24 protein-coding genes and 2 pseudogenes are annotated in these 19906 nt (G+C 35.8%); 23 read left to right on the top strand and 3 right to left on the bottom strand.

Features of this window, described 5'->3' with window-relative positions; all coding sequences use genetic code 11:
• Positions 1 to 63: 63 nt before the first annotated feature.
• Entirely contained in the window at positions 64 to 498 is a 435-nt protein-coding gene (locus tag ACOI1D_RS12580) for an ABC transporter substrate-binding protein (protein WP_422501639.1), read from the bottom strand.
• Positions 499 to 723: 225 nt separating this feature from the next.
• Between ACOI1D_RS12580 and ACOI1D_RS12575 the strand changes: the two genes are divergently transcribed.
• The 3 genes from ACOI1D_RS12575 (at position 724) to thrS (ending at position 4557) form a co-directional block, all read left to right on the top strand.
• A complete protein-coding gene (locus ACOI1D_RS12575) occupies positions 724 to 1728 on the top strand; it encodes a DUF3231 family protein (protein WP_422501638.1) in 1005 nt (334 codons plus the stop codon).
• A gap of 154 nt (positions 1729 to 1882) precedes the next feature.
• A complete protein-coding gene (locus tag ACOI1D_RS12570) occupies positions 1883 to 2020 on the top strand; it encodes a hypothetical protein (RefSeq protein ID WP_422501637.1) in 138 nt (45 codons plus the stop codon).
• A 620-nt stretch (positions 2021 to 2640) separates the two neighbouring features.
• A complete protein-coding gene (gene thrS, locus ACOI1D_RS12565; RefSeq protein WP_422501636.1) occupies positions 2641 to 4557 on the top strand; it encodes a threonine--tRNA ligase in 1917 nt (638 codons plus the stop codon).
• A 35-nt stretch (positions 4558 to 4592) separates the two neighbouring features.
• Here thrS and ACOI1D_RS12560 read toward each other — a convergent pair whose 3' ends face one another.
• Together ACOI1D_RS12560 and ACOI1D_RS12555 are read right to left on the bottom strand one after the other, a co-directional pair.
• Entirely contained in the window at positions 4593 to 4976 is a 384-nt protein-coding gene (locus ACOI1D_RS12560; protein WP_422501635.1) for an SLAP domain-containing protein, read from the bottom strand.
• A gap of 286 nt (positions 4977 to 5262) precedes the next feature.
• Positions 5263 to 5841, bottom strand: coding sequence for a CBO0543 family protein (locus tag ACOI1D_RS12555; protein WP_422501634.1), 579 nt, complete (start codon positions 5839 to 5841; stop codon positions 5263 to 5265).
• A 152-nt stretch (positions 5842 to 5993) separates the two neighbouring features.
• On the opposite strand from ACOI1D_RS12555, the pseudogene ACOI1D_RS12550 reads away from it, so the two are divergent.
• The 20 genes and pseudogenes from ACOI1D_RS12550 (at position 5994) to ACOI1D_RS12455 (ending at position 19758) form a co-directional block, all read left to right on the top strand.
• Positions 5994 to 6549 (top strand): annotated as a pseudogene (locus tag ACOI1D_RS12550) (GNAT family N-acetyltransferase).
• A gap of 51 nt (positions 6550 to 6600) precedes the next feature.
• A complete protein-coding gene (locus ACOI1D_RS12545) occupies positions 6601 to 7185 on the top strand; it encodes a hypothetical protein (protein WP_422501633.1) in 585 nt (194 codons plus the stop codon).
• A 178-nt stretch (positions 7186 to 7363) separates the two neighbouring features.
• A complete protein-coding gene (locus tag ACOI1D_RS12540) occupies positions 7364 to 7882 on the top strand; it encodes a DinB family protein (protein ID WP_422501632.1) in 519 nt (172 codons plus the stop codon).
• A 20-nt stretch (positions 7883 to 7902) separates the two neighbouring features.
• On the top strand, positions 7903 to 8565 hold the full coding sequence (locus ACOI1D_RS12535; protein WP_422501631.1) for a hypothetical protein: 663 nt from the start codon (positions 7903 to 7905) through the stop codon (positions 8563 to 8565).
• Between the two features lie 25 nt (positions 8566 to 8590).
• Positions 8591 to 9163, top strand: coding sequence for a nucleotidyltransferase family protein (locus ACOI1D_RS12530; RefSeq protein WP_422501630.1), 573 nt, complete (start codon positions 8591 to 8593; stop codon positions 9161 to 9163).
• 132 nt (positions 9164 to 9295) lie between these two features.
• Positions 9296 to 9562, top strand: coding sequence for a hypothetical protein (locus ACOI1D_RS12525; RefSeq protein ID WP_422501629.1), 267 nt, complete (start codon positions 9296 to 9298; stop codon positions 9560 to 9562).
• Positions 9563 to 9843: 281 nt separating this feature from the next.
• The gene (locus tag ACOI1D_RS12520; protein ID WP_422501628.1) at positions 9844 to 10008 is read left to right on the top strand and encodes a hypothetical protein; all 165 of its coding nucleotides are present in this window, start codon (positions 9844 to 9846) and stop codon (positions 10006 to 10008) included.
• 59 nt (positions 10009 to 10067) lie between these two features.
• Entirely contained in the window at positions 10068 to 10301 is a 234-nt protein-coding gene (locus tag ACOI1D_RS12515; RefSeq protein WP_422501627.1) for a hypothetical protein, read from the top strand.
• A 59-nt stretch (positions 10302 to 10360) separates the two neighbouring features.
• Complete coding sequence (locus tag ACOI1D_RS12510) at positions 10361 to 10705, top strand: hypothetical protein (protein ID WP_422501626.1); 345 nt, start codon at positions 10361 to 10363, stop codon at positions 10703 to 10705.
• A 14-nt stretch (positions 10706 to 10719) separates the two neighbouring features.
• Positions 10720 to 11079, top strand: a complete 360-nt coding sequence (locus ACOI1D_RS12505) for a hypothetical protein (RefSeq protein ID WP_422501625.1) — start codon at positions 10720 to 10722, stop codon at positions 11077 to 11079.
• 143 nt (positions 11080 to 11222) lie between these two features.
• Positions 11223 to 11477: pseudogene (locus ACOI1D_RS12500) on the top strand (GNAT family N-acetyltransferase); the annotation flags it as partial.
• A 73-nt stretch (positions 11478 to 11550) separates the two neighbouring features.
• Positions 11551 to 11832 carry a DUF4190 domain-containing protein gene (locus ACOI1D_RS12495; protein ID WP_422501624.1) on the top strand — a complete coding sequence of 94 codons (282 nt, stop codon included), beginning with the start codon at positions 11551 to 11553 and terminating at the stop codon, positions 11830 to 11832.
• 34 nt (positions 11833 to 11866) lie between these two features.
• On the top strand, positions 11867 to 12304 hold the full coding sequence (locus ACOI1D_RS12490; protein WP_422501623.1) for a hypothetical protein: 438 nt from the start codon (positions 11867 to 11869) through the stop codon (positions 12302 to 12304).
• Positions 12305 to 12362: 58 nt separating this feature from the next.
• Positions 12363 to 13121, top strand: a complete 759-nt coding sequence (locus ACOI1D_RS12485) for a Nif3-like dinuclear metal center hexameric protein (protein WP_422501622.1) — start codon at positions 12363 to 12365, stop codon at positions 13119 to 13121.
• A gap of 67 nt (positions 13122 to 13188) precedes the next feature.
• Positions 13189 to 13959 carry a phosphotransferase gene (locus ACOI1D_RS12480; RefSeq protein WP_422501621.1) on the top strand — a complete coding sequence of 257 codons (771 nt, stop codon included), beginning with the start codon at positions 13189 to 13191 and terminating at the stop codon, positions 13957 to 13959.
• Positions 13960 to 13980: 21 nt separating this feature from the next.
• The gene (locus ACOI1D_RS12475; protein ID WP_422501620.1) at positions 13981 to 14751 is read left to right on the top strand and encodes a hypothetical protein; all 771 of its coding nucleotides are present in this window, start codon (positions 13981 to 13983) and stop codon (positions 14749 to 14751) included.
• Between the two features lie 331 nt (positions 14752 to 15082).
• Complete coding sequence (locus ACOI1D_RS12470; protein WP_422501619.1) at positions 15083 to 15253, top strand: hypothetical protein; 171 nt, start codon at positions 15083 to 15085, stop codon at positions 15251 to 15253.
• Positions 15254 to 15414: 161 nt separating this feature from the next.
• Entirely contained in the window at positions 15415 to 15630 is a 216-nt protein-coding gene (locus ACOI1D_RS12465) for a hypothetical protein (protein ID WP_422501618.1), read from the top strand.
• Between the two features lie 2 nt (positions 15631 to 15632).
• Entirely contained in the window at positions 15633 to 15950 is a 318-nt protein-coding gene (locus ACOI1D_RS12460; protein WP_422501617.1) for a YolD-like family protein, read from the top strand.
• Between the two features lie 214 nt (positions 15951 to 16164).
• On the top strand, positions 16165 to 19758 hold the full coding sequence (locus ACOI1D_RS12455; RefSeq protein WP_422501616.1) for a glycoside hydrolase family 97 catalytic domain-containing protein: 3594 nt from the start codon (positions 16165 to 16167) through the stop codon (positions 19756 to 19758).
• Positions 19759 to 19906: the final 148 nt, after the last annotated feature.

Below are 19906 nucleotides of genomic sequence, written 5' to 3'. Positions count from 1 at the left end.
TGAAGAGAAACCACTAGAAAGAATGAATGGTCCAGTACCCCACGGGCCTGGTGCGTCCAACACTCACCAATGTCCTTCAGCGGTACCAAGTTTAGCATAACCAAAACCGAGCTCATTCCAGAAAAGATGATTGGCGTAGTGGTGAGCACGTAATTTTCCTAATGCCAAACCATCTGTCTTGGGAAGGTTATACCTGACAGTGAATGCATCCACTACTTCCAAACCTGTTCCATCCGGTAAATTCAACCAAGTGCCAGGGGGATGTGGGGCGATCCATTGCTTGACCTCATCGTAATTTTGGCTCACGTTTTCTGCGTTAAAAAACTCACCATCATGGTAGACTACTCCTTTACGCAGCTGTAACTCAAGCGTCGTGTCATCCAGCCACTTGTAATCCGTTGCAAGCGATGAAACAATCCGCCCTAAGTGATCAGCCCTTACCGCTTCTTCCATTGTATTGAATAGAATATACAGCCAGTTGAGAGGGGAAGGGTCCACAACATGGATAGTGCCCTCCGTTGAGGGACCTTGAAACGACGATTTACTCATTTTCCAACTCCTTTCCGCATCACCCTACTAATGTTTATTCCTTGTCAGACAAATTTATCACTATGGAACGCGGAGAAAGCTTACCTTGTCCCCGTGTTTACTTGTGCATAGAAGTACGGATAAGTAGTAATAATAGAAGGGTAAGTACATATTTTTTAGGAGTGTTTTTTAATAGTGAACAACAATTCTAATAACCGATTGACCTCAGCGGAGCTTGCAAACCTTTGGACACAATATCAGAACGATACAATGTCGATTTGCATGATTACTCATTTGTTAGAAAACTGTAAAGACAAAGAGATTATCGTCATTTTAAAATCTTCCCTTGATTTGTCAAATTCTCATATCAAAAAATTAAAAGACATGTTTAAAAATGAAAAATTCATAGTTCCAAAAGGATTTACAAAAGAAGATGTGGACAAGGGTGCACCGCGCCTCTTTTCTGACAATCTTATCTTAGTTTATATGCAAGTCATGACCCTACATGGTATGAACAGCTATTCTCTCTGTACGACTACCTCGGTACGTAAGGATCAGAGGAACTACTATGCAACGTGTCTTTCGGAGACTGCAAATCTTTATGATCGTATCCTTGGCCTAATGCTGGAAAAGGGAATTCTAAGTAAACCTCCACATTTGGACGTACCAAAAGAGGTTGAGTTTGTTAACGATCAACACTATTTGACCGGTTGGTTTGGCAAGAAAAGGCCATTAAATTCCATTGAGGTAAGTGGTCTTCACCACAATATGATAAAAACAATTGTAAAGGTTGTGTTGGAAGTAGCATTTAGCCAAGTGGCGCAATCAAAGGAACTAAGAGCCTTTTTACAACGTGGTGCCAAACTTTGTGAAAAACAAATTAAGGATATGGGAGGACTTTTAGCAAAGGATAACCTTCCCTCCCCACCGATGTGGCAGGGAGAGGTAACAGATTCAACGGTGCCTCCCTTCTCGGATAAATTAATGGCGTTCCATACTGTTACGTTAGTTTCTGTTGCCATTGGGTACTATGGAGCGGCACTATCAGTTGCACAAAGACGAGATCTTGCTTTGAAATATACAAAATTAATTGGAGAAATTAGTCTTTATGTAGAAGACGGTGCAAACCTGATGATTAAGAACGGCTGGCTGGAAAAACCCCCGATGTTCCCCGACCGAGATGCTTTGGCAGAGAGCTAAGTGCGGAGCTGCTAAGGTGCCATGCGAATTAGGAAGTCGGATAGCTGCCTAGTACCAATGAAGTTGGGTAATCAATTGAATCTGATATTCTTCCTGCTAATAGGGACATATTAGATAATATCCAGGATATCGCAATGGATTCAAAGTTGTTAAGGTGACTATTAATTATGCTTCAAATGAATGCTATGTTTCTCTACAACCAATTGTATTGGAACTTCAGGAAATCAAGGTAGAAAGCTATTTGGAAAAACAAGAAGCGCACGGTTGGCGTGCTATTCAAAAGATGAATTAAAAAAACTGTAATCTACTATTAGGTATTGACTTACCGTTGCTAATCCTATATATTAAATTAAATTATAACCACGCGACGATAAGGACAAAAATTTCTTTTAACAGGTTACAGAGAGGGAAGTCACTGCTGGAAGCTTCCCAACGCTGAAAAGAACCTTACCACCTTGGAGCAGTATTGGTGAACAACTAGTAGTCAATACCGGGTATGCTACGATACAGCACAATGAAGTCATCACTTGTTAGGTTAAGTGATGAGAAGTTGGGTGGAACCACGAGATTACACACTCGTCCCTTTTGGTTAGGGATGGAGTGTGTTTTTTTATTTGTAAAATTTAATAATAAAAAAGTGAAGATAAGGACACGAGTAATTCTTAAGAGGCATACAGAGAAGGGAGTCATGGCTGGAAGCTCCCTAACAAAGAAAATTACTTACCACCTTGGAGCAGTGATGGGGAAAATGAAAGTATCCAAACCGTAAAAAGCGACGATATAGCTTAAACGAAGCCATCAGCCGTTCTGGTGTTGGGAAGTTGGGTGGAACCACGGGTCTTACATACACTCGTCCCTTTTTAGGGATGGGTGTGTTTTTTTGTTTGAATTATAAAATAGGAGTGTTGAAACATGAGTCAGAAGGAAATTAACATTCGGTTCCCGGATGGTAGCGAAAAGAAGTTTGCCCAAGGTATATCCTTAGAAGAAATTGCTCAGTCGATTAGCCCAAGCTTAAGAAAAAAATCAGTAGCCGGTCAGGTTAATGGAGTAATGTATGATCTTAAGCGGTCTATTAAAGAAGACGCAACAATTGAATTGTATGATCTCCATTCGACAGCAGGGATGGAAATCATGCGTCATACAACTGCACATGTAACAGCCCAAGCTGTAATGCGCATATACGGAGATGTTCATTTAGGAATTGGACCAGTAATCGAAAATGGATTCTATTATGACTTTGATCTAGCGAATAACGTAACAATAGACGAACTAGGCATAATCGAAAAAGAAATGAACAAGATTATCTCTGAAAATCTCGACATTAAGCGGCAGGAAATAACACGTGATGAGGCTTGTGAGATTTTTGCCAATGATCCATTAAAACTTGAATTGTTAACTGATATTCCGGTGGGGGATACTGTATCGGTCTATCGTCAGGGTGAGTACATTGACTTATGCCGTGGACCACATTTGCCATCAACTCGATTTATTAAAGCATTTAAATTAACACATGTTTCAGGAGCCTATTGGCGCGGTGACAGCAATAATAAAATGCTGCAGCGCATATATGGTGTGGCATTTGCATCAAAGGAAGATATGGAAGACTATTTTCACTTTGTTGACGAAGCACAAAAAAGGAATCACCGTAAACTGGGAAATGAGCTGGAATTATTTATGTTCTCTGAGGAAGCACCCGGCATGCCGTTTTATTTACCAAATGGGCAAATTGTTCGTAATGAGCTGGAGACTTTCCTAAGGGAGCTACACCATTTAAATGATTACAAAGAAGTTAGAACACCAATTATGATGAATCAGCGCATGTGGGAACAATCTGGACACTGGGACCATTATAAAGAAAATATGTACTTCTCTGAAGTGGACGATCAGAGATTTGCACTTAAACCAATGAACTGTCCAGGTCATATGCTTATTTTCAAGGATAAACGCCACTCCTACCGTGACCTACCAATCCGGATGGCAGAATTTGGCCAGGTTCACCGTCATGAATTCAGTGGTGCACTAAATGGTATGCTTAGAGTTCGTACTTTTTGCCAGGACGATGCCCATATCTTTGTGCGACAAGATCAAATAGCGAACGAAATTAAGCTTGCTTTAAAAATTGTGGATGATGTTTACCGTACATTTGGCTTTAACTATGATATTGAACTTTCAACACGGCCGGATGAATATATGGGAGAAGAAGCATTATGGGACGAAGCGGAAGGGTTACTTAAAAATGTCTTAAACGAGCTAAACTTTAATTTCTCGATAAATGAGGGAGATGGGGCATTTTACGGGCCGAAAATTGACATTCACATTAAAGATGCATTGAACAGAAGTCACCAATGTGCAACTGTTCAACTCGACTACCAAATGCCAGAAAAATTTGATTTGTCGTATATGGACGCGAACAACAACAAGGTCCGCCCAGTAGTAATTCATCGGGCAGTGTTCGGATCACTTGACCGTTTTCTGGGCATCTTAATCGAACATTTTTCCGGAGCTTTTCCAACTTGGCTGGCACCAGTTCAAGTCAAAGTTATACCTGTATCAAACGACATTCACAAAGCGTATGCAGAGGAAATTACAGATCTGCTAAAACAGGAAAAAATTCGGGTTGAATCTGATCTGCGTGAAGAGAAACTGGGTTACAAAATACGTGAAGCACAAATGAAGAAAGTACCATTCATTATAGTTGTTGGAGACGAAGAACTGGAAAACCAATCAGTGAATATCAGAAAGTACGGAGAAGCAGATACAGAAGAAAGTACACTAGAAGTATTTACAAAAAATCTAAAGCAATCCATTAAAAATAGAAGCTTGTGATTTGACGGTGCTTGGCACTATAGTGCCAAGCACCGTTAGTAATTAAGGGTAAGGTGTAAGTTTCCATCATGAAACTTTTCTGAATCGTTAAATCTGCCAGCGGGGAAAATAAATGTCCAAGGCATACTTGTTTGTTTCTCAACTGTGACAGGAAGAGAAAATGTATGTTCTGAGAAGATACTATCTTCTACTGTATATGTCAGCATTTGATTATCAAATGAAAAGTTCTGTGCACTACTATTATGAATTAGCACAGCAACAAGTAAATCACCCCGATGATTTTTGGCCTGCCACAGAGAAGTGAACTGAATATCTACATTAGGGGCTAAAACGGATTCCTTAAAAACTTGCTTAATATTGTCCCGGTCCTGATCAGCAATTGTCTTATCCCATTTCGATTCAAATATAAGCTTTTGCACAAACAACACCTCTACCATTCACTAAAGTATTTTGCTTTTGTTCGATTATAAAGCTTTTTGGGTAGAATAGATACTTTATAGATGAGATCTGATTCCAGGATAGATACTTTGAAACATCTAATGAAACATCAGAAGTTAACCAAATTACAACTCAACTGGTTTTGTATAATTGTGGCGGAAGATTATGATTGGAGTGAACTTCCAAAATAACATCTTCCATACCGGAATTACTTCGACTTAAACAATCCAATAAGTAGCTGGAGCTTAATGGCGGTCTTTTTTTTACTTATACATTCTTTTTATCTTGTTTGTTATGCATCCATAGAAATATTTTTGTTATCCAATATGCCAATAAAAACAACACGAGATAAATTAAAAATATAAGAAAGTAATTGACCCATTTGTAACTCTCAAACAAGCCGATACTCGTTAGAAAAGGCTTAAAGCCGAAACCGAAAATTAGGGCAGTAATAAATGAATAAACGTAAAAATTCTTTTTATGCTTTAAAGTCCATTGGAAAACCACCATAATGGTAATCGGTATAAATGACGCATCAATTGAAAAACTTGGAAGAAACGGCAACATTTGATATGGGTAACCCCATAAGCCATACCTAATACCGGTCGCATCTATATAAGCGAATAAAATGTGTACTGCAAACCCAAAAAAGCCTATTAAAAATATATTTTCCCTATCCAATACGAAGTATAAGACAACCAGCGGACCAACTAACATAAGAATGATTACCCAAAATTGCCAGGTGCTAAGGTCTGAGTACATGTTCCAATATTGTTCACTCTCCCTTGTAAAATCTTCCTGGATGGAAATTAATTTTTGAAAAAATTCACGCTGATGTGCATCCAAAGGAACACCCCTTAACTTGTTTTTTAGTAGTTTCTCACCTGAAACAGACTTTATGCGTTAGATCGGATTACCAACAATGTTTCTTATCACGAACATTATGTTAAAATTAGGGTAAAGAGAAACAAGCTTTATAAACTTAGGAATAGGAGGGTATGCCCGTGAATAGCCATGGGGAAATCACTATTTATCCATTAAAGAAAGAGTTAGTAAAGGATATTAATTCTACGAATGATTGCTTTGAATTGTTTGGCCGGTTAGTACCAAGTTTACTTAATGGAAGATGGTCTTATGAAGAGATACTATTTGATGAAACAAGGGAAACTCGTTTTCCAGATGATCAACTGGATTGGAACCAATACATAAATAAAGAAGATAAATCTTTGTTTTTAGCGTACTTAAATAACATCTGTATAGGACAAATTAGAATAATTAGAGATTGGAATCGCTTTTGTTATATTGAAAACATCGCTACTAAGAAAGAGTATAGAGAACATGGGGTTGGAAAACTGCTATTTAAAAAAGCAGAAGAGTGGGCAAAACAAAACAATCTCATAGGAATGTCTTTAGAAGCTCAAGACGACAATCTTGGGGCATGCAGATTGTTATATAAAACAAGGGTTTACTATAGGCGGCGTTGACACGTTAAAACAAACTTATAATGAGAATATTGACACCACTTTATATTGGTATAAGTTATTTGATGAATAAAGAGTAGCAGTGAATTTGTTAATTACTAGTAAATAATATGGGGAGGATTATATGTCAGTTACATTTTCAATAAGAACCGAGGCACCACAAGTATTGAACTTTTTGATTTACATACAAAATATTTACCTAAATCTTAAATTTGATCGAATAGAGGAATACAAGTTTTCATACATTCCGACAAGAGAAATCTTGTTTAGGCAAGATATTGAATTAGGTTTTGAAAAGTTATGGAATGACGTTTCACAAGAAGTATCTCTTCATCCAATAAATGGCACGAAAATTTTTCATGAAGAAAAAGAATTATTCTATAAAAGCCTTTTTAAGGATAGAGCAGATAGTTTAAAAGTATACAATGAGATTTATGATACTTTCAAAGTATGGTGGAACAGTTTGGCTGGTCAATTTTCAATAGAAAGATCCATCGGTGAAAAAGGGAAAAAACTATATACAGATTTGGCAAATTCCTTTAAGCAAAAAGGAAATGAAGATAAAAAAGAGATTAATATATATTTGATTTATGAGGAGTGTCGATTAGGTGAAGTGTTCGCTACTGCCAATTTCGCAGTGGTCTCAATAAGAGAATTTTATATTAACTACAAAGAACTAGTTGCAAAATTAGAAGAGGTTATTTGTTGAACAAGGGGTATTGCACTCTAAGAAATCGGATTGTGAGAAGAAGGGGCAGCACTGACGAAAATCAGGTAGCTCTTATATGTTTCAACTAAATTATACCATTTTTTGTAATGAATTATCAGTCTTTATTTTTGTCATTTAAATGGTAGTCTTATACTTAGTATTTGATGGAGGTAGATTAATGATTGATTATAGAATAAAACCAAAAGAAAACTTTACAAATAAAATTGGAGAACTTGTATCTATGCTTGAACATACAAGGGCTGTAACTATTAGTGAAATCTCTAATTTAGACCAAAGCGATTTAGATTATTTACCAGATGATAGTTCGAATTCTATTGGTTCTCTTTTATCACATATTGTATCAATTGAATTTGTTCATCAAGTTATTTCATTTGAAAAAAGAGACTTAAATGAAGACGAGCATTTAAAATGGGGACCAGCTTTAGAACTTGGAGGCAAAGCAAGAAAAGAGATTAAAAAAAATTCTCTTGATTATTATTTAGAAGAATTATCTCAGGTTAGGGAAACTACCTTAACATATTTGAAATCGAAAAAAGACAGCTGGTTGTTTGAAGAGAACAAGTGGGGTAATGGAGTTTCTTATAACAATTATTACTTGTGGTTTCATGTTTTAGAGGATGAAATTAACCATCGTGGACAGATTAGAGTAATTAATCGACTGTTGAAAAATAAATAAATTTTAATGAGCTAAAGGATGTGTTTAAAATTAAAATACTTATTGGCCAGCCAAGACGTGAGGATGAAATAAAGCAATTAGAAAATGAAATCAAAAACAATTCTGAAGTGGATTTAATTTTGTTTCCAGAGGGCTACTTTAAACAAAATAAACTAGAGGAAGTATGTAGATTAGCAGAAAAATACCATACATATATTGTAGCTGGATATAAGGATGAAAACAATAAGGATAAAGCATACATTGCAAATCGTACAGGCAAATTGATATTGGAAAGAGCTAAAACACCCGAGGAAGTAAATTTATGCAACCCGTCTAAAACAGAAGATAATGGTCTAAGACTGGGCTATTTGCTTTGTAGAGAAATATTCCAGGGAATAGAAGATTTAGATAGACAGGATGTTGATTTAATATTGAATCCAATTGGTGTTGGGATGTATAGCGAAGAACAGTTTGATAAATGGACTGGTGAAGCAAGGAAAATTGCAATAGATCAAAAATCAATTGTAATTGGAACAAGCCATGCCGATGGCTCATATAGAAACTGTGGCTTTTCAATCCCCATTGCCTATTGTTTTGATAAAAATGGTAATGATGTGCTGATTTCAAAAAATGATGTACGAACAAGAATAGTAGATACGGAAACGAAATTATCAGAGATCATCGAATATACGACTTCAAAATAACTAAAGCACTATAGGGTGGGTTGAAATGTTAAGGAATAAAGACGATGTGATAGGAATAATTCGCAATGACGATCATTTTATGGCGATCTTAAGAGCAACAAGGACATTAGATTTACCAGATTGGTGGATATGTGCAGGTTTTGTACGCTCTAAAATCTGGGACACATTACATGGATTCGACAAAAGGACGGCTATACCTGATGTTGATGTAATATACTTTGATCCCAAGAACATTGATGAATTAACAGAAAAGAATTTAGATGAAAAATTAAGAAATATTCTTCCTAATATCCCATGGTCTGTTAAGAACGAAGCAAGAATGCACAAAGCTAATAACATACCTCCTTATTCTTCTGCTGTTGACGCGATATCAAAATTTCCAGAAACAGCAACGGCCCTAGGTGTGAAATTAGACGAGAAAGAAAACGTTATTTTAACGGCCCCTTGTGGGCTAACTGACGTCATTAATTTAGAAGTAAGGCCAACACCTTTTTTTATGGAAAATAAAGACTTTGCGTTTATCTATAATAAACGTGTACTTAAAAAGAATTGGAAAGCTACCTGGGACAGGTTAAAGGTTAATTATATTAAAAATTAGTTTAAAACTACACTTGAGAACTTTTCTAGGCGTGCACTAAAGAAACTGCTTTAATCAATTGTCACATCATAGAAGGAATTTCTACACTTTTGTAGAATAGTCTTAAATAACAGTAAATATGGAGTGATTAAAATGGACAAAAAAGGATGGTTTCTTTTATTTGCTGGTGGTTTGGTTATTTTTGCAATCCTAATGTTGGGTCATGGACAATCGCTGTACAACGGCCAAGTTAGTGGGGAGATAGGTCTTTCTTTTTTTGGGGTTAATTATGCTGAGGGTGTTACGACAAATAGCATAAGCCAATACGGTTCCACTTTTTTAATTTTATCAACAATACCTATATTAGCGGCTATTTTCTGTTACCGTAAATTTTTAAAATTAGTTCCGGTTGTTAACTAAGGACAGAACCTAATCGAAGAAAACAGAGAGTATTTTGCAACGTATGGTACGGAAGCCAATGATCCGGTGACATTAAGTGCAATCGGGTATCCATACAGTGCAATTGAATAAATTGTGAGGACCTTAATCAAAAAAGGTTCTATTTTTTTGAAGAAATAAAATTGAATTTTATGTTAAAGTTAACATAGTGTTTTTGAATACCGAGGCAGTTAAATCAAATTATTCCAGTCGGCAATAGGCAAAAAAACTGTGAGGCTAAATTCAAATATTGGGGGATTACTATGGAACTATTTTTTATGTTTTTTGTAGCTATTATAGTACTGGTTTTAGCTGTGATCGCTATCATTGTAGGATTAAAGCAAAGAATCAAAAATCCAACGAATGACTTAAAAGAGAAAATAACAAATCTCGAAAAAAGAGTCGATGACATAGAGAATAACAGATAGAAATTTGTTCAATTAGTTGTTGTTACTGTTAAAACTATATCCGTTAAAGGAGAGATAGCATGTATTTATTTGTGTCAATTGTATTGAGTGCAATTTTAGGATTGATTTTATTTATGATGGGACCAATGGTAGGTGGTATTTTAGCTTTTGGAATTGTTGTTGGTTCTATATTTAGAGGGTTATATCTATTGGGTGACATACATAAAAGAACTTCCGACTCATTACCAGTGAAAGATAAAATTCAGGAGGCATATGATGCTCATTTAAATGAACGTGATGAAGGTTCTTATTAGCCTTAGTTGTCAGGTATAAGATTGCCAAACTCTTTTATGATGAAGAAAGGTAGATCATCTTGAGTAAACTGCTCGCACTATTTATAGCTGGATTTATCGGACTCGCACTTTGCTATATAGTTTTAGGGAAGTTCGAACTAAATCAACTTTTCTTGTTATTGCTATTCCCAATTGCTTCTGTACTGATATTATTCGTTATGAAATGGCAATATAATAAAGATCTTCATTTTAAACCTGAATTGAAGGACCGGTTTATGGTCACTCGATTAGGTGACAGGGTCTCAACTACAGCTAAACAAATGTTCAACAACGAGGAACACATAGGGTCGTATAATCGTTTTTACAATAAATGGTGGAAACGTATAATTGCTGACGTAATGGATTCGCCAGGTCTTTGGTATTAAATCTATCATTTTCATTGTCAAACGGCGATCAAGTTATTTTTAAAGGGAAAAAAGAGAATAAGATACATGGAAATAAGGAATGGATTATAGTTCATAACGATGTGGAAGCTGGGACAGTTAGAACGGATCGCTCTATCAAAAACGTTACAAAGCTAAAAGAAAGTCTTTATCTTGAATATGGCCAGGATCTCTATCAATTTAAGTCGTTCGGCATTGGTTCGAAAACCGAAGTTTATTTGAATGATTCTCTTATTGCTACAGGAGAGAGAGTAAGAGGTTCTGTTTACGAATTGGATACTAGTTCAGAAGATCAAACGCAGTCAGAAATACTATTCATGGTTTATATTTTGTTTAATTATCAATTTGGGCAGTAGATGAAGAGGTTAATCAATGCTCTTAGAACTGCTTCTACTTATAGTTTAAATGTTGTTTAAGTTGCTGAAACCAATGAAGGTAAAATTATTGGTTTCTCACATGGTGAAAAGGACAAACGGACAAATATCCATTATACAAAGGCGAATTAAAGGCGATTTATATCTTAGAGGAATACCATAGCCAAAGCTTAGGGAGATCATTGCTTAAACATATTATCGAAGAACTAAATCAACAGGGTATCTTTTCTATGCTGGTGTTAGTGTTAGAAAAAAATAATTCCCGACTATTCTATGAGTCCCTTGGGGCAATTAAGATTGATACTGTTGAGATAGAGATTTCAGGAAAAAGACTAAATGAACTTGTTTATGGATGGAAGGATTCAAGTTTAACAATCTAATAGTGGTATGCAAGGGATATTCTCTTTCTTGTTGAACAAGGATAAATATGTAGTCAGAGAAGGATGAGTGAAAATGGGTAATGTAGATGTTTCATATGATACTTCTAATAAGAGTAATAGAAAAGGTATTGTAGCACTAGTTCTTGGGATTCTATCAATTGTTACTTCCTTTGTAGCTGTAGGATTAGTATTTGGGATTGTTGGACTAATTTATGGCGTAATAGCATTAAAAGAGATAAAGCATTTTAAACAAAAAAGAAAAGGAAAAGTTACAACTGGTATTATTTGTTGTATTTTTGGTATTTTCTTATCTTTACTATTCACCTTTACGGCTGGAATGACACTATTAAACTAATGGATCACTAATGGTAAGAACTGGAGGGATGCATATGGTCTATAGAGCGAAATCACAAAGGCTCTTAATTCTTAGTCTGTTCATATTTATAATACTAAATGACCTGATAGATTATGGAGGGGCGTATTCACTGCTTCTATTTGGGGCTTTTGCCCTTTTGTTAATCCCCTTGCAGTTTAGATTTAGAATTAATAAGGACCATTTAGTATACCAGATACTATTTTTCAACCTTTCCATTTTTAAAAAAGAAGTTTATCCCAATCAAATAGTAAAATTGAAATTCACACGAATTGGGTGGGCTAAAAAATGTACGCTTATACATATGAAAAAAGGAATAAATATTCGAATAGCTGATTTTGAACCAAAGGATATTTTAGTTCAATTAATTAATTTTGCCAATACAAATAACATAGCAGTTGACAAAACGAAGGATTATTTGATAATTGAGAAACTAAAAACAGACGCTAATTAATCAACCGAGAAGTTTGCAACAGCAGTACACAGCAAATGATATAACAGGAGGGTAAATGATGGAATTAGAGCAATTCGAACACACAATCAGAAAGCTTTTTAATAAAGAGTTATTGGAAGAACTTGATGATGACTATGGCTTTACTAATAAATCAAGGGGCTCGTTTAAAACGGTTGGCTATTCGACTAATTTGTCTCTCGAAACAATTGAAAGCGCTGCCGAAAATAATGTTGAATTAATGGTCACACATCACGATGCATGGGATTTCATTTATGGATTAAAAGAGGAATGTCTAAAAAAACTAAAAGAGTATAATATTAGTCATTTCTGGATACATGGCCCACTGGATTTTGTAGAATTTGGTACGTGCACATCCCTTATGAATGTCATTGGGATTGATCGCGTTACGAAATACTCCATCTATGATAATGGTGATGTACCTGGCGTTGGTGAATTTAACGAACCTATTGATTTTAACGTGCTTGTTAAAAGAATGAGAGATGAGCTAGAGGAACCGGTTAGAATGTGGAAAAATAACGAAAAACAGGTAAAGAAAGTTGGAGTATTAACCGGGGCTGGTCATTCTTCAAATTATATTAAAATGGCACTTGAAGATGGCTGTGATACTTACATAACAGGTGAAGCAACTTTATATACAATTCAATATGCTCAATTTGCAGGGATTAATCTTTTAGTTGGCAGTCATACCTTCACTGAAATTTATGGGGTGGAAAGTTTAGCAAAAAAAATTCAGGAACTAAACACTGCTATTAAAATTGTAAAGTTAAAAGAAGACCATTTCGAACTGAATCATTGATAATAGAGTTTTCTCTTAGCGGGTGAGGGATTTTGTTTAGATTTTATGCAGAGAGCGGTGTAGAAGAATGAATACACAATTACGCGAAAAAATTGGGGAAATAATTGGAACAATAAATAAGGAAAGCATTCTAAATGAACAAGGCTGTACTTCTGAAGTAAGTAAAATCATAACAGACAGTGGATCCTACTTACTTAAAAATTCGTATAATAAAAGATATCGAGAATGGTTAAAGAAAGAGGCACTAGTATTAGAAAAGCTTAAGTACAATAATTTGATCCAAGTGCCTAATTATTACGGTTACATAGAGGAAAAAGCCAGCAGTCACCTAATCATGTCATTTGAGGAAGGAATCACCTTAACTTCTGCTTTAAACCAGGCTGAAAATACAACAGAAAAGAAAGAGCTAATAAGAAGTTTTGGATATTTTCTTCATCAGTTTCATCAAACAAGTATAATGGAAACGTTAAATCAGGATACTGATTGGTTAAAGGAGCAGCTGGTGGAAGCTGGAAGATATGTAAACGATGGACAAACAGATGGTAGTTTACAACTTTTAGAGAAATTACAGTCAACTAAACTACTTCCAGTACAACAGACGATGATACATGGGGATTGTACAACAGACAATGTTCTTGTTGTGGCAGGAAGAGTAAGGTTATTTATTGATGTGTCTGCAATGACGGTAGGTGACCCAAGGTATGATGAATCACTAGCAATTAGAGGTTTTGCGGATAACGCTTTTCTAAAACAATCTTTTTATGAAGGTTATACACGTTATAAAGTATCTGAGGAAGAGTTTACGTATTTTGAAGCTGGATTATATGAATTTTTCTAATTAAGTGAAAGGAGTGAACAGATGGAACATAATTTTCGAGATAGTGTTATCCGAAAGTTAATAACGACTTTTGTCACTGTCACACTAGTTTCTATCACACTAGCTTCTGTTTCACTTTTAGAGTCACAATTTCAGTATAACCTTGGCAATCAACTCATGGGTTGGACCTTTCTATACATAGTTTATGTGGGCGTAATCGTTCTAATATATGGAAATGCAGTTTCATTTATTGTAAAGTTTGCTCAAAAAAGATGGTTTAAACACAATAACTGGATTTATGTTTCACTGCATGGGTTATTTGGGTTAGCAAATGGACTATTGTTTACATTCTGGTACGCCGCGTTATATGGGTTACTGGCAGCTTTATTCTATGCGTTTATAGATAGATGGATTTATACAAGGGATTTAAAAGAAAAAAGAATGAGACTGTTTATAATCGTGCCACTCGTAATATACGGTATCTTATGGGGCGTACTTCAAATCATCTCTCCTACCATGCCACCTTTTTCAAAGCAAGATGCTGTAGAATTTGCTACTTCTGGAGAAGGAACGATAATTGAAATCTTCCCAGAAAAAATTGGAGAAACGAAACAAAATATTGGTAATTATACTGTTACTAGAGAAACGCAGGTAGAAAGAGTGCAAGATGAAACATATGTAGTAACCTTCACCGAACGATGGTCTAGTCAGTACCGAAGCGGATATTGGTATACTTCATATATAGTAAAACGAGGACAATTAACGATTGATGAACAAGGAGGAACTAATCCACCGTACCGTAGTTTCAACTAGCCTAGCGGAAATTAATACAATGTATAGAAGGAGACTATCATGAAAATAAATTTATTGATTTTTATCTCATCGGAAAGAGAACAGGATACAAAGGTTATTCTGAAATCATTTGAATCTGATATGTAGAAGAAGTAATAATTATTGAAGAGATTGTTTTCAGAGGATTTATAAAGTGCATGAAAACATCGGATTTTTGGAAAGCAAATAGATTACATCCCTACTTTTTGTTTCAATTCATTTTCCAATCTGGTTTTATATTTGAACTATTAGGTTTATTGTTTCCAGAAACAGGCTAAATTAATTAGAAGGAAACATTGAAGGAGTGGATGAAATGAGAACGAATGAAAACAAAAGTGAACAAAATAGAACCGAACAGGATGAGTTTAGTGAGCAGCAACTAGTAGATGATATCCCTATGGAAGACTTGAAGATAGAACAGCAAGATGAAAAGAAAAAACATAAATCAAAGAATGATTCTCAAAGCGAAAGAAAGCATAAATAGTACAAAATAAAAACTAAAGGCACCTATTTCCCAGTATATGGCATTATTCTTCACAAGGATATTGCCATATTTTTTTAGTTAAAAAAACTTCTGACTTAGTATCACGTTTAGAACATTTATGCTATAATGAGAACAAATGTTCCTAATGTGGAGGTTATATCATGAAAAACATGATAATCAGGTCTATTCAAAAGAAGGAAAAGATCGAAATGATCTACCTGTCTAATGATAATCAGGTATCCCAACGAGTAATTAGGGTTCTAAAAATTAATGATGAAATGATTATGGCTTATTGCTACACCAAAAGGACGATTAGAACGTTCAAGCTTGAAAATATACTGTCAGTTGGATCGGTTAGAAAAAGGATGGGTGCTTAGTAATGAGTGTAAATGATCGTGGTACAAAAAAATGGACTGCAATGATGTTGCCGGAGCACATTGAGCTGCTTAAGAAAATGTGGGATGAAGATGATCATAAAGAAAAGCCCATTCTTGATGAGCAGCAAATAGAAGAATTAGATGCAAAACTTCAATGTGCCTTGAGCAATAATTTATCAGTAGAAATTAAATATTATGATGAGCCACATTATTGCATGGCTAAAGGAAAACTGCTAAAAATCAATGCGAACAGTGGTTTAATTCGATTAGAGGACAAAGATATCCAGTTTAAAAATGTCCTTGATGTCCATATAGATTAAGGATGAGAGACATGGGCTCGAAAACAAAAATAATAATAATCTTTAAAAAGTGAAGGTAATAATAAAAAAGTAAAGGTTTTTACCACTTAAGTCGGTCTAATATTCTGTATATTAGTATATGTAAGCGTTTTCTTTGTAATCGGACAAACTGAGGGGGAGAAGGAAGGAGATATTTAACTTCTAGAAATTCAAAATTAATAAAGGAGGATAAAATATGAAGAATAAGTTTGGAAGAATGCTTTGTCTTATGCTAAGTGTATTCCTAGCCGTTTCCACCGCAACAAGTGTTCAGGCAAAGCCTTTATTGAGTTCAGTTGATGATGAACAGGAGGTTAACAATTCTATTAGCTCCCCAAACGGAAAGGTTAATTTGGGTTTTCAATTAACTGAGGATGGAGCGCCTAGTTATCAGCTTTCCTATAATGGGGTTAAACTTGTTAGTCCTTCGACTTTGGGATTCGAATTCAAGGGCGAATCACCATTAAAGGATAATCTTGAAATCATTAAAACTACTAAGGATAGTTTTAACGAAACTTGGGAACCTGTTTGGGGAGAAAAGAGTAAAATAAAAAACAATTACAAAGAATTAACTGTTTACTTACAAGAGAAAGAAGCACCACATAGAAAAATGAATTTAATCTTTAGAGTTTTCGATAGTGGTCTTGGTTTTAGATACGTCTTACCAGATCAGGGTGGTTTTGAAAGTGAACAAATTGAAATCACATCAGAAGAAACTGAATTTCAATTTGCGAGTAATAATACTTCCTGGTGGATACCTAACGACTGGGATAGCTATGAATATAATTACAGCCAAACCCCTCTAAGTGAGGTACAGGAAGTCAGTACTCCATTTACGATGAAGACGCCTGAAGGAATACATCTCACTGTTCACGAAGCAGCTTTAATCGATTACGCAGGAATGGCTTTAAAGGCGGTAGATGGAAAAGAAAATACGCTTGAAAGTCATTTAGCACCATGGCCTGACGGAGTAAAGGTGAAAAAAGATGCGTTCCCTATAGAAACACCATGGAGAACAATTGAAGTTGGTGGAGATGCTGGGGAACTTGTTGAGTCAGATATGATTTTAAATTTGAATGAGCCAACTGATATAAAGGACACATCTTGGATAGAACCGATGAAATATGTTGGTATATGGTGGGAAATGATAAGTGGTAAATCAACCTGGGCATCTGGAGAGAAGCATGGGGCTACAACAGAAAATGCCAAAAGGTATATCGACTTCGCCAACGAATATCTAGATACTGAAAACCAAAACATCGGTCTTTTAGTGGAAGGTTGGAACATTGGCTGGGATGGTAATTGGATAGAAAATGGCGACAAATTTAATTTCACCGAAGCGTACCCTGACTATGATTTAGAAGAAGTTGTTCAGTATGCAAAGGATCGGGATGTTTCCTATATTATGCATAATGAAACATCAGGAAATATCGTTAATTATGAGGAGCAAATGGATGAAGCCTATAGTTTATACCAGAAATTAGGTATTCATGCGATTAAGAGTGGTTATGTAGCTGATAATGGTATGCATAATCCAGAGGGGCAGAAACACCATGGTCAATATATGGTGAATCACTATAATAATGCTGTGAAGAAGGCAGCCAAATACCAACTCATGATTAACACACACGAACCCATTAAATCTACTGGTCTTGAGCGAACCTACCCTAACTGGATGAGTCGTGAAGGTGTAATGGGTATGGAATATGCTGCATTTGGTGACGAAAACAACCCACCAGAACATGATACTATCCTGCCATTTACTAGAATGATGGCTGGACCAATCGATTTTACACCAGGAATATTCGATGTAGAGATTTCTCATGCGGATACGCGGGTTCATTCTACACGTGCAAAACAACTGGCATTGTATGTAACTATTTCTAGTGGAGTTCAGATGGTTGCGGATTTACCGGAAAATTATAAGGATGAAGATGGAAATATTCTTCCGGCATTTCAGTTTATTAAAGATGTCCCCGTAACCTGGGATGATATCATGGTTCCGAATGCTGAAATTGGTGATTATGCCACTATTGTCCGGCGTAGTGGAGAAGAATGGTATATCGGAAGTATTACAGATGAAAACGGGAGAGACTTAGAGGTAGAGCTATACTTCTTGGATAAAGGAAAAAAGTATGTAGCTGAGATTTACTCTGATGCCACAGACGCTGATTTGGAAACGAATCCAACTGCAGTTTCTATCAACAAATTAATTGTAAAGTCTAAGGATACGCTAATAGCTTCCCTTACAGCAGGCGGAGGGCAAGCAGTTAGAATTTATCCAGCGTCTAAAAAAGAGATTGCAAAAATTCCTAATTACAAGGATCCAAGAGTAAAGGTTTCTTACTCAGACGTTCCTGTAGACATTCAGTCTAATGATAAATTTAATGTGAAAGTTGATGTGAGAAATAAAGGGAATGACATTGTAGGTCAAAAAGTAGAACTAAAAATTGACGGCGAAATTGTAGCAGAAAATTTTGTGAGAGTAGATCCTAAAAGCACGAAAGAAATAAACTTAACCTACAATAAATTGTTTGAAGCAGGAAACTATCAAATTAGTGTAAATGATTTAGATCCAAGACAAGTAACGGTTAGTGAGAAAGAACCAACATTTGAGTATTATAACTTAGATGTCACGGTACAAGGTCAAACGATTACAGCAACAGCTGATATAGTTAACTATGGAAGTTATGCAGGGGAAACAAAAGTACCACTCTATGTAAATGGTGAGGTAGTTAAAAGTGAAATAGTAGAAATACCTGCTCAACCAGGAGGAGCAAGCAAAGAAGTAACGATGACTTACGAGCTTGCTAAAGAAACTGGTATATTCAAGGTTTCCTTGGGTGATCTGAATGAAAAAACTATAGGATTACCTTCTATTGAAATGACTGGAGAATGGCTATTCCAAAAAGGGGATGACCTTAGTTGGAAGGAAGCGGATTATGATGATGGAGAGTGGGAAGTAGTTAAGCTACCAGCAAGTTGGGAGGATCACTCTAGCTACACAAAAGATAATGTATATGGATGGTATAGAAAAACTATCTACATTCCAGCAGAATGGGAAGGACATTCATTGAAAGTAAAGTTGGGTAAGATCGATGATGTTGATATGACCTACTTTAATGGAAAACAGATTGGCCAATCTGGAACTTTCCCAACTGGAGAAGGTGAAGAAGGATTGATCTCGGCATGGGATTGGGATAGAGAATACGTAATTCCAGCTGAGGCAATCAACTATGGCGAGGAAAATGTAATTAGTATCAGGGTGTTTGATGCCTCATTTGGCGGTGGTTTTTATGCTGGGCCAATTGGACCACTCAAAATATTTGTTGAGGGTGAAGAGGAACCAGAAGTAAACGTTCCTGGCTATGATGATCCCTTAACGAACGGAAATTTTGAAAATGGTACAACAGGTTGGACATTGACAGGTACAGGTTACGGTGGTGTAGATAGTGCTGACGCATATGAAGGTAGTAAATATTGGATTTGGTATTCCAGCTCCTATAGCGCAAAGCTTTCACAGAGTGTAACAGATCTTGAAAACGGGACGTATACAATCAGTGCTATGGTGAAGCAAAATAATGGCACACCTGACATAAGTAGAATGGAATTGTCAGGTTATGGAGGAGATCCAATACACATCAATATTTCTCATAGTGATGAGTATGAAAAAATACAAGGAACAGTTGAAGTAACGAATGGCAATCTTGAAGTTGCTTTCTATCAAGAAGCAAAAAGTGAAGCCAACTTACAAATTGACAATGTGACATTAACATTAGTTAATAACTAAAATTGATTTTTATTTTCGTAAAAAGGTACTGTCTTGGAGAAGCCCTCCACTGGCAGTACCTTATTTTTATTAATATTCGAATAAGGATGGGTTTTAGCGGGTTGGAAGACGGTGAAATCAAAATGTTCCTTAATCGAAATAGTCTACT

This window comes from Virgibacillus sp. DJP39 (assembly GCF_049310925.1).
Taxonomy (GTDB): Bacteria; Bacillota; Bacilli; order Bacillales; family Amphibacillaceae; genus Virgibacillus_F.
The sequence above is the reverse complement of the archived record's forward strand: the minus strand, read 5'-3'. Positions and strand labels throughout refer to the sequence as shown.

Coding starts and splice junctions, on each gene's coding strand:
- thrS (WP_422501636.1), top strand. CDS start 2,641: ATGAGTCAGAAGGAAATTAACATTCGGTTCCCGGATGGTAGCGAAAAG.
- ACOI1D_RS12545 (WP_422501633.1), top strand. CDS start 6,601: ATGTCAGTTACATTTTCAATAAGAACCGAGGCACCACAAGTATTGAAC.
- ACOI1D_RS12540 (WP_422501632.1), top strand. CDS start 7,364: ATGATTGATTATAGAATAAAACCAAAAGAAAACTTTACAAATAAAATT.
- ACOI1D_RS12530 (WP_422501630.1), top strand. CDS start 8,591: ATGTTAAGGAATAAAGACGATGTGATAGGAATAATTCGCAATGACGAT.
- ACOI1D_RS12525 (WP_422501629.1), top strand. CDS start 9,296: ATGGACAAAAAAGGATGGTTTCTTTTATTTGCTGGTGGTTTGGTTATT.
- ACOI1D_RS12520 (WP_422501628.1), top strand. CDS start 9,844: ATGGAACTATTTTTTATGTTTTTTGTAGCTATTATAGTACTGGTTTTA.
- ACOI1D_RS12515 (WP_422501627.1), top strand. CDS start 10,068: ATGTATTTATTTGTGTCAATTGTATTGAGTGCAATTTTAGGATTGATT.
- ACOI1D_RS12495 (WP_422501624.1), top strand. CDS start 11,551: ATGGGTAATGTAGATGTTTCATATGATACTTCTAATAAGAGTAATAGA.
- ACOI1D_RS12490 (WP_422501623.1), top strand. CDS start 11,867: ATGGTCTATAGAGCGAAATCACAAAGGCTCTTAATTCTTAGTCTGTTC.
- ACOI1D_RS12485 (WP_422501622.1), top strand. CDS start 12,363: ATGGAATTAGAGCAATTCGAACACACAATCAGAAAGCTTTTTAATAAA.
- ACOI1D_RS12480 (WP_422501621.1), top strand. CDS start 13,189: ATGAATACACAATTACGCGAAAAAATTGGGGAAATAATTGGAACAATA.
- ACOI1D_RS12475 (WP_422501620.1), top strand. CDS start 13,981: ATGGAACATAATTTTCGAGATAGTGTTATCCGAAAGTTAATAACGACT.
- ACOI1D_RS12470 (WP_422501619.1), top strand. CDS start 15,083: ATGAGAACGAATGAAAACAAAAGTGAACAAAATAGAACCGAACAGGAT.
- ACOI1D_RS12465 (WP_422501618.1), top strand. CDS start 15,415: ATGAAAAACATGATAATCAGGTCTATTCAAAAGAAGGAAAAGATCGAA.
- ACOI1D_RS12460 (WP_422501617.1), top strand. CDS start 15,633: ATGAGTGTAAATGATCGTGGTACAAAAAAATGGACTGCAATGATGTTG.
- ACOI1D_RS12455 (WP_422501616.1), top strand. CDS start 16,165: ATGAAGAATAAGTTTGGAAGAATGCTTTGTCTTATGCTAAGTGTATTC.